Annotated in this window: 13 protein-coding genes; 10 read left to right on the top strand and 3 right to left on the bottom strand. The window is 67.3% G+C overall.

The window, feature by feature from the left end; translation table 11 throughout:
• A complete protein-coding gene (locus ACQ5SA_RS05460; protein ID WP_353098547.1) occupies positions 1-1,506 on the bottom strand; it encodes a helicase HerA-like domain-containing protein in 1,506 nt (501 codons plus the stop codon).
• Positions 1,507-1,628: 122 nt separating this feature from the next.
• Here ACQ5SA_RS05460 and ACQ5SA_RS05455 point away from each other — a divergent pair, with 122 nt between their 5' ends.
• The gene (locus ACQ5SA_RS05455) at positions 1,629-3,239 is read left to right on the top strand and encodes a transglycosylase SLT domain-containing protein (RefSeq protein WP_230109721.1); all 1,611 of its coding nucleotides are present in this window, start codon (positions 1,629-1,631) and stop codon (positions 3,237-3,239) included.
• 23 nt (positions 3,240-3,262) lie between these two features.
• Positions 3,263-3,610 carry a ribonuclease E inhibitor RraB gene (locus tag ACQ5SA_RS05450; protein WP_230109722.1) on the top strand — a complete coding sequence of 116 codons (348 nt, stop codon included), beginning with the start codon at positions 3,263-3,265 and terminating at the stop codon, positions 3,608-3,610.
• Between the two features lie 598 nt (positions 3,611-4,208).
• On the opposite strand, the gene asd is transcribed toward ACQ5SA_RS05450, so the two are convergent.
• Both asd and ACQ5SA_RS05440 read right to left on the bottom strand, forming a co-directional pair.
• Entirely contained in the window at positions 4,209-5,051 is an 843-nt protein-coding gene (asd, locus tag ACQ5SA_RS05445; protein WP_483023848.1) for an archaetidylserine decarboxylase, read from the bottom strand.
• Positions 5,048-5,698, bottom strand: coding sequence for an SCO family protein (locus ACQ5SA_RS05440; protein ID WP_025876141.1), 651 nt, complete (start codon positions 5,696-5,698; stop codon positions 5,048-5,050). The genes asd and ACQ5SA_RS05440 overlap by 4 nt, the downstream gene beginning before the upstream one ends.
• A 123-nt stretch (positions 5,699-5,821) precedes the next feature.
• On the opposite strand from ACQ5SA_RS05440, the gene prmB reads away from it, so the two are divergent.
• From prmB to ACQ5SA_RS05400, 8 genes are all read left to right on the top strand, one after another.
• Positions 5,822-6,751 (top strand): 50S ribosomal protein L3 N(5)-glutamine methyltransferase, encoded by a 930-nt coding sequence (gene prmB / locus ACQ5SA_RS05435; RefSeq protein ID WP_499313087.1) that lies wholly within the window; start codon positions 5,822-5,824, stop codon positions 6,749-6,751.
• Entirely contained in the window at positions 6,748-7,851 is a 1,104-nt protein-coding gene (gene aroC / locus ACQ5SA_RS05430) for a chorismate synthase (RefSeq protein ID WP_100461071.1), read from the top strand. The genes prmB and aroC overlap by 4 nt, the downstream gene beginning before the upstream one ends.
• The gene (locus tag ACQ5SA_RS05425; RefSeq protein WP_230109726.1) at positions 7,844-8,881 is read left to right on the top strand and encodes a 2-hydroxyacid dehydrogenase; all 1,038 of its coding nucleotides are present in this window, start codon (positions 7,844-7,846) and stop codon (positions 8,879-8,881) included. Before aroC ends, ACQ5SA_RS05425 begins: the two co-directional genes overlap by 8 nt.
• A 91-nt stretch (positions 8,882-8,972) precedes the next feature.
• Positions 8,973-10,001, top strand: coding sequence for an aspartate-semialdehyde dehydrogenase (locus tag ACQ5SA_RS05420; RefSeq protein ID WP_230109727.1), 1,029 nt, complete (start codon positions 8,973-8,975; stop codon positions 9,999-10,001).
• 150 nt (positions 10,002-10,151) lie between these two features.
• Entirely contained in the window at positions 10,152-12,134 is a 1,983-nt protein-coding gene (locus ACQ5SA_RS05415) for a FimV/HubP family polar landmark protein (protein WP_499313084.1), read from the top strand.
• Complete coding sequence (locus ACQ5SA_RS05410; RefSeq protein WP_353098552.1) at positions 12,131-12,490, top strand: VOC family protein; 360 nt, start codon at positions 12,131-12,133, stop codon at positions 12,488-12,490. The genes ACQ5SA_RS05415 and ACQ5SA_RS05410 overlap by 4 nt, the downstream gene beginning before the upstream one ends.
• A 32-nt stretch (positions 12,491-12,522) precedes the next feature.
• Complete coding sequence (truA, locus tag ACQ5SA_RS05405) at positions 12,523-13,293, top strand: tRNA pseudouridine(38-40) synthase TruA (protein ID WP_353098553.1); 771 nt, start codon at positions 12,523-12,525, stop codon at positions 13,291-13,293.
• A complete protein-coding gene (locus tag ACQ5SA_RS05400) occupies positions 13,290-13,946 on the top strand; it encodes a phosphoribosylanthranilate isomerase (protein WP_089236318.1) in 657 nt (218 codons plus the stop codon). Before truA ends, ACQ5SA_RS05400 begins: the two co-directional genes overlap by 4 nt.
• The last annotated feature ends 40 nt before the right edge of the window (positions 13,947-13,986 follow it).

Raw genomic sequence — 13,986 nt, 5'->3', positions numbered from 1 at the left:
TCAGCGCTTGCCGCCGAAGATGCCGCCCAGAATGCCGCGCACGATCTGGTTGCCCAGCTTGGTACCGACCGTACGCGTGGTCTGCTTGGCCATCGTCTCGATCATGCCCTGGCGGCGCTTGGTGCCAAAGATTGCGTCCTTGATCGATTGTCCGAAGCCACCTTCCTGCGCCTCGTCCTGCTCACGGCTGCGCGCTGCCGGCGCATCGGTTTTCTCAACCGCCTTCTGCGCGCGCTGGGCAAGCAGTTCGGCGGCCGATTCGCGGTTGATGGCAGTGTCGTAGCGGGTACCGACCGGGCTGCCGGCACGCACCTGCGTACGTTCGGTGTCGGTGACCGGTCCCATGCGGCAGCGCGGCGGGGCGATCATCGTCTGCTGTACCGGCATCGGCACGCCCTTGTCCTGCAGCGTGGACACCAGCGCTTCACCGGTACCAAGCTGGCTGAGCACCTTCACCACATCCAGCTTCGGGTTCGGCACGAAGGTCTCGGCGGCGGTCTTCACTGCCTTCTGGTCGCGCGGGGTGAATGCGCGCAACGCGTGCTGTACGCGGTTGCCGAGCTGGCCGAGGATGTTGGCCGGCACGTCGTCCGGGAACTGCGAGCAGAAGTACACGCCCACGCCCTTGGAACGAATCAGTCGCACCACTTGTTCGATGCGCTGTACCAGTGCGGGGGGCGCATCGTCGAACAGCAGGTGCGCTTCGTCGAAAATGAAGACCAGTTTCGGCTTGTCGAGGTCGCCCACTTCCGGCAGCTGCTCGAACAGCTCCGACAACAACCACAGCAGGAAAGTGGAATACAGCTTGGGCTTGAGCACCAGCTGGTCGGCGGCAAGGATGCCGATGACACCGCGGCCATCATGGTTGACCCGCATGATGTCGGCCAGTTCCAGCGCCGGTTCGCCGAAGAAATGCTCGCCGCCGTCCTGCGCCAGGCGCAGCAGGGAGCGCTGGATGGCCGCCACGGATTGCGCGCTGACCAGGCCGTACTCGGTGGAGATGTCCTTGCGCTCCTCGGCCACCAGGCCGAGCAGGGCGCGCAGGTCGTCCATGTCCAGCAGCAGCAGGCCGCGGTCATCGGCCAGCTTGAACACAATGTCGAGCACGCCGGCCTGGGTGTCGTTCAATTCCAGGATGCGGGCCAGCAGGGTCGGGCCCATCTCGCTTACGGTGGTGCGTACCGGATGGCCGAGCTTGCCGTACAGATCCCAGAACACGGTGGGACTGGCCGCCGGGGCGTAGTCGCTCACGCCGATCTCGGCCGCGCGCTTGAGCAGATTGTCTGCGCCGGTACCCGGCACGGCCAGGCCGGAGACATCGCCCTTCACATCGGCCAGGAACACCGGTACCCCGATCCGCGAAAAGCCCTCGGCCAGGGTCATCAGGGTCACGGTCTTGCCGGTGCCGGTAGCGCCGGCCACCAACCCATGGCGGTTGCCGAGTTTCGGCAGCAGGGTGACAGCCACATCGTCGGTGATGCCTTTGCCGAGCAGAATCGGATCCATGGTCCAGCCCTTGTGATGAATGTGCCAATGTTAACCGCCGACGGTGACGGGCCGAAGGTCGGCTTGCCCCGACCTTGGCAGCGCCGCTACTCTGCCTGCCTGTTTCATACACAGTGCCACCAATGCCCGTTCCTGTCCTGATTTCCCGCACCTGGCCGCTGCTGGCCCTGGCTGGCCTGGTTTCCCTGGCACCGGAGGCCCACGCACAGCGGGTTTCGGCCCGGGACAAGGTGAAGGTGGATGCACTGCAGCTGCGCATGACGGCTGCCGAGAAGCGCTACAGCGATGCCGTGCTGCTGGTGGCCAACGCCGATCCGAAGGGTCGCAACGAGGCCGACGCCGCGCTGGAGGACATGGAAGATGTCATCAGCGAGTGCGTGAAGCAGAAGGGCTGCCAGATGAGCAACATGCTGGCGACCTACAAGCGGCTGCTCAAGCACGACGCCGATGCCGCCGCCGATGATGACGTGGCCGATGAAGCCGGCGACCGCCTGGAAGCCGACCCGGACCATGTCGGCCCGCTGGCTGCCGATGTGCCCGAGGCGGCCCGGGCGGCGGCGCTGCTCAACGACAAGCGCCATGCCTTCGACAACATGGTCGAGTACAACCCGGCCGTGCAGGCCGGCATCCGCCGTTGGCTGACCGACATGCGCCCGGCCTTGATGACCACCTACGAGAACTACCAGAACCTGCGCGCGGTGATGTGGCCGGAATGGGAGAAGCGCGGCCTGCCCGAGGCGCTGCTGTTCGGCATCATGGCCAAGGAGTCCAATGGCCGCGTGCATGCGTCCTCGCGCGCTGGTGCCGCAGGACTGATGCAGTTCATGCCGGCCACCGGTCGCCGCTTTGGCCTGGGCCCGGACGGCACCGGTTTCGATACCCGCTTCGACGCGCGCAGCGCCGCCGAAGCCAGCGCGACGTACCTCAACGAACGCATGCGCGAGCTCAACAACAACGTCGAACTGTCGTTGGCCGGCTACAACGGCGGTGAGGGCCGCGCGGCCCGCGTCTACAAGCAGTACCCGGGCCAGAGCTTCTGGGTGGACAGCGTCTACAACCAGTTCCCGGGCGAGACCAAGGACTACGTGCCGATGGTGATCGCTGCGTCCTGGATCTTCCTGCACCCGCAGCAGTACGGCGTGGAGTTCCCGAAGATCAACGCACAGCCGGCCACCATCCGCCTGGCCCGTTCCACCACGATCTACGAGCTGACCATCTGCCTGGGCAGCCATGGCACCCGCGATGGTTATATGCGCGCGTTGCGCAACCTCAACCCGCGCTATGAGGCCGATGGCTGGATCCCGGCAGGAACCCTCATCAATGCCACCAACCGCATTGCCGGCCTGTACGCGCGCAACTGCGTCAGCGGCCCGCGTGCGGATCTGGCCCGCACCCTGATCACCGCCGACCTCAATGCCGCGATCATGCGCCCCAGCGCTGCCAGCTACACCGGCAGCGTGGCCGTGGGCGGGGTGGTACCGGTGGTCGATCCCAACGCCGCCAGCAGCGTGCCGACCGCGCCTGCCGCGCCCGTGGCTGCGCCGCGCCCGGCGCCGGCCCCGCGTGCCAAGCCGGCCCGCAGCTACAAGGTCGGCAAGGGTGAGACCCTGGGCCGGATCGCCGCCAAGTTCCAGTGCGATGTGCCGGTGCTGGCCCGCGCCAATGGCCTCAAGGCCCCCGGCTACAGCCTGCGCCACGGCCAGGTGCTGAAGCTGCAGGGCTGCGACAAATAATCTTTCTGCAATCTGGATATCGCATGGACATCGAAGACACCCGCAACCTGTTCACCAACCTCCGCGAGAACACCGACTGGGACCTGGATGCCCCGCTGCTGTGGGGGTACTTCTTCGTGCACTCCACCGCCGAGCCGCTGCAGGCACTGGGCACCCACCTGCAGGCGCAGGGGTATGTGCTGGTGGAACTGTTCGAGCAGGAGCCGGAGGACGGTGACGCCGCATTCCACGTGCTGCACGTGGAGCGTGTGGAAGTCCACGACGAAGCCTCGCTGGACAAGCGCAACCAGGAACTGAGCGCGCTGGCCACGCAGATGGGCGTGGAAGACTACGACGGCATGGACGTCGGCCCGGCGCCGACCCTGCAGTAACGCCCGCATCCGGTAGTGCCGGCCGCTGGCCGGCAACACTCGATGCGTTGGATCAATGGAGATGCCGGCCAGCGGGCGGCACTACCAGAAGATCAGCGCAGCTTCGCCAGTGCCTGACCCAGCTGCACCCGATGCCCTGGCATCCAGGTGCGGGGCGAACCCTGCAGCAACGCACGCATCCGGTAGTGCCGGCCGCTGGCCGGCAACGCTCGATGCGTTGGATAACGGCGATGCCGGCCAGCGGCTGGCGCTACCAAGGGATCAGCGCAGCTTCGCCAGTGCCTGACCCAGTTGCCCCCGATGCCCGGCATCCAGGTGCGGAGCGAACCCTGCAGTAAGGTCCGCATCCGATAGTGCCGGCCGCTGGCCGGCAACGCTCGATGCGTTGGATCGACGGAGATGCCGGCCAGCGGCCGGCACTACCAGAAGATCAGCGCAGCTTCGCCAGTGTCTGCCCAGCGGCACTCGATGCCCGGCATCCAGGTGCGGAGCGAACCCTGCAGTAACGCCCGCATCCGGTAGTGCCGGCCGCTGGCCGGCAACACTCGATGCGTTGGATCGACGGAGATGCCGGCCAGCGGCCGGCACTACCAGAAGATCAGCGCAGCTTCGCCAGTGCCTGACCCAGCTGCACCGGATGCTCGGCATCCAGGTGCGGGGCGAATTCGGCCACCCCCGGTGGCAGCAGCACGATCACGGTCGAGCCGTAATTGAAGCGCGCCATCTCCTCGAAACGCTGCAGTGTGATGCCCTTGCCGCGGTAATCCTTGCGGGTGATACGGTCGCCGTAGTGTGGAATCTCTTCGCCGCTCCACACCGTTTCCACGCCCGACACCAGCAGCGCACCGACCATCACGCTGACCATCGGGCCGAAACTGGTGTCGAAGTGGCAGACCAGGCGTTCGTTGCGTGCGAACAGACCCGGTACGTTGTTGACTGCGGCCGGACCGACGCTGAACAGGCGGCCGGGCACGTGCACGGTCTCGCGCAGGGTGCCGGTCCAGGGCATGTGCACGCGGTGGTAGTCGCGCGGCGACAGGTACACCGTGGCATACAGCCCATCGTTGAATGGCTTGGCATCCTCGGCGCTGCCCAGCAGTTCGGCGGCGGTGAAGGACTGGCCCTTGGCCTGGAATATGCGCCCGGCGTCGATCTTTCCGAGCTGGCTGATGCGGCCATCGGCCGGCATCACCAGGCTGCGCGGATCGGCATCGGCCACGCGCGCGCCGGGTTTCAGCGCGCGGGTGAAGAACTGATTGAAGGTCGGGTAGCTGCGCGGGTCCGGGTTGGCCGCTTCATCAAGGTTGACGTTGAACTTGCGGGTGACCGTGTCGATCAGCCAGCGCGATACGCGCGGGTTGTCCGAGTACGCCAGCGAACGCGCCATCGAGGACAGCAGGCGGTGGGGCAGGACGTACGTCAGGGCGGTGGTCAGACTCATGGGGCGGATTTCTCGGTCAGCTTCTGCAGGTCGCGGGCGATCGCCGGCGCGTTGAACGGGGGCCGCACCAGGCCGGCAAGCCGACCCTGCGGATCGAGCACGGCCAGGCTGGCGGAGTGCTCGAGGGTGTAATCCTCGGGATTCTCGTCGAAGTGCTTGCCCGGCACCTTCTGGAACACAAAGCCCAGCGAGGTGGCAAAGCGCTCCAGCGAGGGGATGTCGGCGGTCGCCGCCAGGGTGTCCTTGTGGAAGCCATGGGCGTACTCGCCCAGGCGGGTCGCGGTGTCGCGCTCAGGATCGACCGAGACGAACAGCACGCGCGGGCGCAGGCCATCGGGCAGCGCTTCCCACTGGTTCTGCGCACCGGCCAGCTCGGCCAGCGTGGTCGGGCAGACGTCCGGGCAGAAGGTGAAGCCGAGGAACACCAGGGTCCAGTGACCTTTCAGCTCGCCGGGAATCAGGCGCGTACCGTCGGACTGGGCCAGGTTGTAGTCGGGCAGGGCGCGCGGCTGCGGGTACAGGGTGATCGCTTCGGTGGCCGGCTGCCCGGCCGGCGGCTTCGGCGCGAACACCTGCTGGGCGGCGAGCAGGCCAAGGCCCGCTGCCAGAGCGATCAGCAGGATGATGCCGACGTTGCGATTGAACATGGGATTCCGCCGCAGGAAGTGGCCACCATCATACCGGCTGCGACTGGATCGTTTCTGCCGCAACGGATGCCGGCGCAGGCGGCAACCCCTATAATCGGGGGCCACTTTGCCCGCAGTACCGCCATGACCGCTGAAACGGCCGCCGAACTCCACACGATCATCGATCTGATCCGCTACGGCACCAGCCGTTTCAACGCTGCGGGCCTGACCTTCGGGCACAGCTACGACAATGCCCTGGACGAGGCCACCCAGCTGGTGCTGCACGGCCTGCACCTGCCACACGACCTCGGCCCGGCCTACGGCCAGGCGCGGCTGCTGCGGGAAGAGAAACTGACGGTGCTGGAGCTGTTCCAGCGCCGCATCGACGAGCGCATCCCGGCCGCCTACCTGACCGGTGAAGCCTGGTTCGCCGGCCTCAGCTTCAAGAGCGACACGCGCGCCCTGGTGCCGCGTTCGCCGATCGCCGAACTGATCGAGTGCGGCTTCGAGCCGTGGCTGGCTGGCCGCGACGTCAGCCGCGCGCTGGACCTGTGCACCGGTTCGGGCTGCATCGCCATCGCCATGGGCCACTACTACCCGAACTGGGAAGTGGACGGCGTGGACCTCAGCGATGAGGCGCTGTCGCTGGCCGAAGAGAACAAGGAACGCCTGCAGGCGCACAACGTGACGCTGCTGAAGTCGGACCTGTTCAACGGCCTGACCGGCCGCCACTACGATCTGATCGTCACCAACCCGCCGTACGTCACCAACGACGAGACCGATGCCCTGCCGCAGGAATACTCCTACGAGCCGGATATGGGCCTGCGTGCCGGCGACGACGGCCTCGACCTGGTGCTGAAGATCCTGCGCGACGCGCCGCTGCACCTGAGCGAGGACGGCCTGCTGATCTGTGAAGTGGGCGAATCCGAACAGCACCTGATCAAGCTGCTGCCGGAAGTCGATTTCGCCTGGGTCGAGTTCAAGGTCGGCCAGATGGGCATCTTCGCGGTCGAGTGCCGCGAGCTGATCGCCCACAGCGCACGCATCACCGAACTGGCGGCACAGCGCCCGTGAGCTCCAATTCGTTCGGCAAGCTGTTCACCGTCACCACGTTCGGCGAATCGCACGGGCCGGCCATCGGCTGCGTGATCGATGGCTGCCCGCCGGGGCTGGCGCTGGACGCGGCCGAATTCAGCCACGATCTGCAGCGTCGCGCCACCGGCAAGAGCCGGCATACCTCGGCGCGGCGTGAGGCCGACGAGATCGAGATCCTGTCCGGCGTGTACGAGGGCCTGACCACTGGCACCCCGATCGCGCTGCTGATCCGCAACACCGACCAGCGCAGCAAGGACTACAGCAACATCGGCCAGCAGTTCCGTCCGGGGCATGCCGATTACAGCTACTGGCACAAGTACGGCATCCGCGACCCGCGTGGCGGCGGCCGTTCCTCGGCGCGCGAGACCACCATGCGCGTGGCCGCTGGCGTGGTCGCCAAGAAGTGGCTGGCCGAACGCTTCGGCATCACCGTGCGCGGTTACCTGTCGCAGCTGGGCGAGATCACCCCGGCCGGTTTCGACTGGTCGGTGGTCGAGGACAACCCGTTCTTCTGGCCGCATGCCGCACAGGTGCCCGAGCTGGAGGCGTACATGGATGCGCTGCGCAAGTCCGGTGATTCGGTCGGCGCCTGCGTGGACGTGGTCGCCGACAACGTGCCGCCGGGTTGGGGCGAGCCGATCTACGGCAAGCTCGATGGTGAGCTCGCGGCCGCACTGATGAGCATCAACGCGGTGAAGGGCGTGGAGATCGGCGACGGTTTCGCCAGCGCCATGCAGAAGGGCACCGAGCATCGTGACCTGCTGACCCCGCAGGGTTTTGCCAGCAACCATGCCGGCGGCATTCTCGGTGGCATCTCCACCGGCCAGCCGGTGGTCGCTTCGATGGTGCTCAAGCCGACCTCCAGCCTGCGCCTGCCAGGTGAATCGCTGGACACGGCCGGCAATGTGGTCGAGGTGGTCACCACCGGCCGCCATGATCCCTGCGTCGGTATCCGCGCCACACCCATCGCCGAGGCGATGATGGCACTGGTGCTGATGGACCAGGCGCTGCGCCACCGTGCGCAGTGCGGCGACGTCGGCACCATCACTCCGCGCATTCCCGGCCAGCTTGATGGCTGATACGCGGCCGACGGTCTGGGTGAGCCAGCCGCTGATCGACGCGGCCATCGCGCCGCTGCGCGATCGCGTGCAGCTGCGCACCACCGATACCGTCACCGCTTGGTCGCCGCCGCAGATCGCCGCGCAGCTGGCTGACGTTGACGGCGCGATCATCACCCTCAACGAGCGCATCGGTGCGGCCCAAGTTGCCGATGCCGCGCAGCTGCAGGTGATTGCGAATGTCGGGGTCGGCTACAACAACCTGGATGTCGACGCGCTCAGCGCCGCCGGCATCCTCGCCAGCAACACCCCGGACGTCCTCACCGAGACCACCGCCGATCTCGGCTTCGCCCTGCTGATGGCTACCGCGCGCCGGATCACCGAATCCGAGCGCTGGCTGCGCGAGGGGAGGTGGGGGCAGTGGTCGTTCCAGACCATGCTCGGTGCCGACATCCATGGCAGCACGCTGGGCATCCTCGGCATGGGCCGCATCGGCCAGGGCATCGCCCGTCGCGGTGCGCACGGCTTCGGCATGAAGGTGCTGTACCACAACCGTTCGCGGTTGCCGGCCGATACCGAATCCGCACTCGGTGCGACCTACGTGGATCTGGACACGCTGCTGGCGCATTCCGACCATCTGCTGACCGTACTGCCGTACTCCCCGTCGTCGCACCACATCATCGACGCCGCCGCGCTGGCGAAGATGAAGCCGTCCGCCACGCTGGTGAATATCGCCCGCGGCGGCATCGTCGACGAACTGGCACTGGCCGATGCACTGGCCAATGGTCGCCTGGCGGCCGCTGGCCTGGATGTCTACGAAGGCGAGCCGAACGTGCGGCCGGAGCTGCTGGCCCTGCGCAACATCGTGCTGACCCCGCACATCGGCAGCGCTTCACTGGCCACGCGCACCGCCATGGTGCAGATGGCCGTGGACAATCTGCTCGCCGGCCTTGGCCTGGGCGGCAGCCCGTCGCGCATGCCGAGCGCGATCAACGCCGATGCGGCCCTTGCCGCGCGCGCCTCCATGGATAAAAAAAGCGGGAAACGATAGGGAACCTCCGCGCATCCATCCGAGGAGGCTCCCCGAACCCAGCTGTCGTGCGTGAGTTTTCCCCCATTCCCGTTTTCGTGAGAGTTCCCCCATGAGCAATGCACAACGCAGCTTCCACGTCGCTATCGTCGGCGCCACCGGTGCGGTCGGCGAGACCATGCTGGCCATCCTGGCCGAGCGCGATTTCCCGGTCGGCACCCTGAGCCTGCTCGCTTCCGAGCGCTCGGCCGGCGGCGAAGTCGAGTTCAACGGCAGCAAGGTCAAGATCCAGGACCTGGCCACCTTCGACCCGAGTGGCGTGGACATCGCCCTGTTCTCGGCCGGTGGCAGCGTGTCCAAGGAATATGCCCCGAAGTTTGCCGCCGCTGGCGCAGTGGTGATCGACAACTCCTCGGCCTTCCGTTACGACGATGACGTGCCGCTGGTGGTGTCGGAGGTCAACCCGGACCAGATCGGCAACCGTCCGCGCGGCATCATCGCCAACCCGAACTGCTCGACCATGCAGATGCTGGTCGCACTGGCACCGCTGCATCGCAAGTACGGCATCGAGCGCATCAACGTGTCCACCTACCAGTCGGTATCCGGTGGTGGTCGTTCGGCGCTGGAAGAGCTGGGCAAGCAGACCGGCCAGCTGTTGAGCTTCCAGGAAATCGATCCGCAGCGTTTCCCGGTGCAGATCGCGTTCAACCTGATCCCGCACATCGACGACTTCCTGGACAACGGCTTCACCAAAGAAGAGATGAAGCTGGTCTGGGAGACCCGCAAGATCCTGGGCGACGACAGCATCCTGGTGAACCCGACCGCCGTGCGCGTGCCGGTGTTCTACGGCCACTCCGAATCGGTGGCGATCGAAACCCGTGACAAGGTGACCGTGGCTGAAGCGCGCGCGCTGCTGGAACAGTCGCCGGGCATCGAAGTGGTGGATCGTCACGAAGCCGGTGGTTACCCGACGCCGGTCACCCATGCCTCGGGCACGGACGCGGTGTATGTCGGCCGCATCCGCGAGGACCTGTCGCATCCGCGCGGCCTGAACCTGTGGATCGTGTCGGACAACGTGCGCAAGGGTGCGGCCCTCAATGCGGTGCAGCTGGCCGAGCTGGTCGCCGCCGAGACGCGCTGATCCCCGCTGGTGCATGACCGGTAGTGCCGGCCGCTGGCCGGCATTGCCTTGAATGGCGGACATGTGGATCTGCCGGCCAGCGGCCGGCACTACCGAAGGTCTCCCGTCGGTGGGTGCGGACCTTGGTCCGCACGCTTTATAGTGTCGCCCATGAATAAACGAGCCAAGGGCGCACGGCGCCCGCTCACCTGTCTCTCCGCCGCGCTGCTGGCCCTGGTCAGCAGTTCGGCCATGGCCCTGGGGCTGGGCGACATCCGGGTCCTGTCCAAGCCTGGACAGCCGTTGCTGGCCGAGATCCCGGTGATCTCGGCCGATCCATCCGAACTTGAGAACCTGCGCGTCGCGCTGGCCTCGCCGGTCACCTTCGAGCGTGTTGGCCTGCAGCGCCCGGCAGGCCTGGTCAGCGAACTGCAGTTCGAGTTGACCCGCAACGCACAGGGCAGGGCGGTGGTGCGGGTGACCTCGCAGACGCCTGTGGAAACACCGTCGCTGAGCTTCCTGGTCGAGGCCGACTGGGGCCAGGGTCGGCTGGTGCGTGAGTACTCGGCGCTGGTTGATGCACCGGCCAGTGCACTGGCCGTGGCCGAACCGGAGATCGTCGCGCCGGCCGGCGTGCTGTCGGACACCATCGTCCGCGATGCGCCTGCTGCCGCTGCGACCGTACCCGCGCCGGCACCTGCCACCGCGGCCGCCGCACCTGCTGCACCGCGTCCGCGCGCCGCGCCAGCGGCACCAGCCCCAGCAGCACCAGCACTGGCCGCAGACGGCAGCGTGACCGTGCAGCGCGGACAGACCCTTTCGCAGATTGCCGGTTCGCTGGCCCGTGGCAATCAGATCAGTCGCGACCGGGCGATGATCGCGCTGTTGCGTGCCAACCCCGAGGCCTTCATCCGAGGCAACGTCAACCTGCTCAAGCAGGGCGCGGTGCTGCGCATGCCGGGCGATACCGCACTGGCCGCGGTGGATGCGACCGAGGCCGCCGCGCTGGTTCGCGAACACGCCGCGCAGTGGCGGCAGGCTCGTACCGTGCCGCAGCCGGCTGGCGCCCCGATGCCGGTGGCCAAGGCCGATCTCACCGTTTCTTCCCCGGCTGCGGCCACAGGGGCACGACTTGAAATCGCTCCGGCGCTGGCGTCCGACGCCGCGCACGCGGGCACAACCACCGGCACCACTGCCGGCAGCGAGGGTGACATGCTGGGCAACGAACAACTGCGTCAGGCCAAGGAGGACATCGCCACCCGCGATGCCGAGATCGGCGATCTGAAGCAGCGCGTGGCGGAGCTGGAGAAGCTCAAGGAGCAGCAGCAGTCACTGATCGCGATGAAGGACAATGACCTGGCCGCCGCGCAGCAGCGCTTGGCACAGGCGCCGGGTGCGCCGGGCGCCGGCACGCCGTGGTACTGGCTGGGCCTGCCTCTGCTCGTGCTGGTTGCCCTGGGCGCCTGGTTGCTGCGTCGTCGCAAGCCCTCGCCGCTGCCGCCGCTGCGCGAGGAGCACGATGCTGCGGGCCTGGCAGCAGCGCTGCCGGCAGGTGCCGCGCTGGATACTCTGGCCGAGCAGGACGCCGGCGCAGGCTTTGCGGCCGACGGTGGACGTCAGGAACCGGCGATGCCGGCCTGGGCCAGCCCTGCCGACCATGACGCGCCGGATGCGGCAATCCACGCGGATGCCTCGCCGGCCGAGTGGCAGGCGGGTGAGCTTGATGACGACGCGCTGGCTGAACTGCCTGCTGCGGTGAACGATCTGCCGCGCTGGGACGATGCTGCTGCCGCTGCCGCTGCCCCGGTGGCGCCGACCGAACCGGCCGAGGTGGCCGTGCCCGACTACGCGCTGCAGGCCGAACAGGAGCCGCAGTTCCGTGGTGTGTTCGATCTGCCTGCCGAACCGCATGAGACGGCTGCACCGGTCGATCTGCACGATGACCGTACCGCTGTCGAGGACGCCGTCGGGTCTCCGGCAGACAGTGGTCATGACTGGACCCCGCGTGTCGGCCAGGAGCGGCTGGAACTGGCCATCGCCTATCTGGACCTGGGCGACGCGCAGACCGCGCGTACCCTGCTGCACGAGGTGGCCGAAGGTGGTGATCTGCATTGTCAGGCGCAGGCCCGCGAACTGCTGGCCCGTCTGCCATGACCCGCGAACGTCGCCTCGACTACGTTGAATTCGCCTCGAGCGACCCGGCTGCGAGCCGTGTCTTCTTCGAGGAGGTGTTTGGCTGGGCCTTCGTCGATTACGGCAGCGACTACACCGCCTTCGATGACGGCCGGTTGCAGGGAGGCTTCTTCCGCGGCCAACCGCAGCGTGCCAGCGAAGGTGCGCCACTGCTGGTGCTGTATGCCGACCAGCTGGCGCCGATGGAAGCGGCGGTGCGCGCAGCCGGTGGGCAGATCGTGCGTACCGTTTTCTCTTTCCCCGGCGGCAGCCGTTTCCAGTTCGTCGAGCCCGGTGGCAATGAACTGGCGGTCTGGTCCGAGCGCGACCCGGCCTGAGCGCCGCCCCACCCGCAACATCGAGGTAGCACATGCGTTACGCGCTCGGCGTCGAATACGACGGCAGCGATTTCAGGGGTTGGCAGAATCTGGGCGAGGGCGGACCCAGTGTTCAGGCCAGCCTGGAACAGGCCCTGTCATCGGTGGCAGATACCCCCTTGCAGGTGGTCTGCGCCGGCCGCACCGATGCTGGCGTGCATGGCCAGTGCCAGGTCGTGCACTTCGAGACCGACGTGGTGCGTGACCCGCGCGCCTGGATGCTGGGTACCACTACCCGCCTGCCGCGTTCGATCGCGGTGCGCTGGTGCGTGCCGGTGGCCGATGACTTCCATGCCCGTTTCTCCGCGCGGGCACGACGCTACCGCTATCGCCTGCTCAACCGCGAAGTGCGCCCGGCGCTGGGCCGGCAGACCCTCAGCTGGGAGCGCCGCCCGCTCGATGCCGAGCGCATGCACCTCGCCGGGCAGGCCCTGCTGGGCGAGAACGACTTCAGCGCCTTCCGCTCCGTCCAGTGCCAGGCCCTGCATGCGCGGCGTGAGCTGCAGTCACTGCAGGTCAGCCGCCACGACGACATCATCGAGGTGGCGGTGCGCGGCAATGCATTCCTTCATCACATGGTCCGCAATATTGTCGGCTCGTTGATTCTGGTTGGCAGTGGGGAGAAACCGGTGGAGTGGATCGCCGAACTGCTGGCCGGGCGCGACCGAACCGTAGCCGGTCCCACCGCTCCTCCGCAGGGACTGGTGTTCCTGGGGCCGCTGTACCCCGACAACTGGCATCTGCCCGCCGAGGTAACGCTATGAGCCGCTCCTACTACCGTACCCGCATCAAGTTCTGTGGCATGACCCGTGCCGGCGACGTGCGCCTGGCCGGCGAGCTGGGCGTGGATGCGGTGGGCTTCATCTTCGCCCGCGAGAGCAGCCGCCGGGTCGCACCGGCCGAAGCGCGCGCGATGCGCCAGGCGATCGCACCGATGGTCGACGTGGTGGCGCTGTTCCGCAACAACAGCAAGGAAGAAGTGCGCGAGGTGCTGCGCACCGTGCGGCCGACCCTGCTGCAGTTCCATGGCGAGGAAGACGAGAGCTTCTGCCGCAGCTTCAACATGCCGTACCTGAAGGCGATCGCCATGGGCGGGCGTGAGGAGATCAATGCGCGTACCCTGCAGCTGCGCTACCCCAGCGCCGCCGGGTTCCTGTTCGACAGCCATGCCCCGGGCGGCGGCGGCGGTACCGGCGTGGCCTTCGACTGGTCGCGGGTACCGACCGGACTGCATCGTCCGTTCCTGCTGGCCGGTGGCCTGACCCCCGAAAACGTGTACGACGCCGTGCTGGCGACCCTGCCGTGGGGCGTGGATGTGTCCAGTGGCATCGAACTGGAGCCGGGCATCAAGGACGGCTACAAGATGCGCACGTTCGTGGAAGAAGTCCGTCGCTCCGATTGCGCCGCACTGGATTGAATCGCGGTCAGTGCGGACGTGTCTGGCCTTCACATTTGAG

It is taken from the genome of Stenotrophomonas indicatrix (assembly GCF_050573115.1).
Classification (GTDB): Bacteria; Pseudomonadota; Gammaproteobacteria; order Xanthomonadales; family Xanthomonadaceae; genus Stenotrophomonas; species Stenotrophomonas lactitubi_A.
The sequence above is the reverse complement of the archived record's forward strand: the minus strand, read 5'-3'. Positions and strand labels throughout refer to the sequence as shown.

Coding starts and splice junctions, on each gene's coding strand:
- ACQ5SA_RS05460 (WP_353098547.1), bottom strand. CDS start 1,506: ATGGATCCGATTCTGCTCGGCAAAGGCATCACCGACGATGTGGCTGTC.
- ACQ5SA_RS05455 (WP_230109721.1), top strand. CDS start 1,629: ATGCCCGTTCCTGTCCTGATTTCCCGCACCTGGCCGCTGCTGGCCCTG.
- ACQ5SA_RS05450 (WP_230109722.1), top strand. CDS start 3,263: ATGGACATCGAAGACACCCGCAACCTGTTCACCAACCTCCGCGAGAAC.
- asd (WP_483023848.1), bottom strand. CDS start 5,051: ATGAGTCTGACCACCGCCCTGACGTACGTCCTGCCCCACCGCCTGCTG.
- ACQ5SA_RS05440 (WP_025876141.1), bottom strand. CDS start 5,698: ATGTTCAATCGCAACGTCGGCATCATCCTGCTGATCGCTCTGGCAGCG.
- prmB (WP_499313087.1), top strand. CDS start 5,822: ATGACCGCTGAAACGGCCGCCGAACTCCACACGATCATCGATCTGATC.
- ACQ5SA_RS05425 (WP_230109726.1), top strand. CDS start 7,844: ATGGCTGATACGCGGCCGACGGTCTGGGTGAGCCAGCCGCTGATCGAC.
- ACQ5SA_RS05420 (WP_230109727.1), top strand. CDS start 8,973: ATGAGCAATGCACAACGCAGCTTCCACGTCGCTATCGTCGGCGCCACC.
- ACQ5SA_RS05415 (WP_499313084.1), top strand. CDS start 10,152: ATGAATAAACGAGCCAAGGGCGCACGGCGCCCGCTCACCTGTCTCTCC.
- ACQ5SA_RS05410 (WP_353098552.1), top strand. CDS start 12,131: ATGACCCGCGAACGTCGCCTCGACTACGTTGAATTCGCCTCGAGCGAC.
- truA (WP_353098553.1), top strand. CDS start 12,523: ATGCGTTACGCGCTCGGCGTCGAATACGACGGCAGCGATTTCAGGGGT.
- ACQ5SA_RS05400 (WP_089236318.1), top strand. CDS start 13,290: ATGAGCCGCTCCTACTACCGTACCCGCATCAAGTTCTGTGGCATGACC.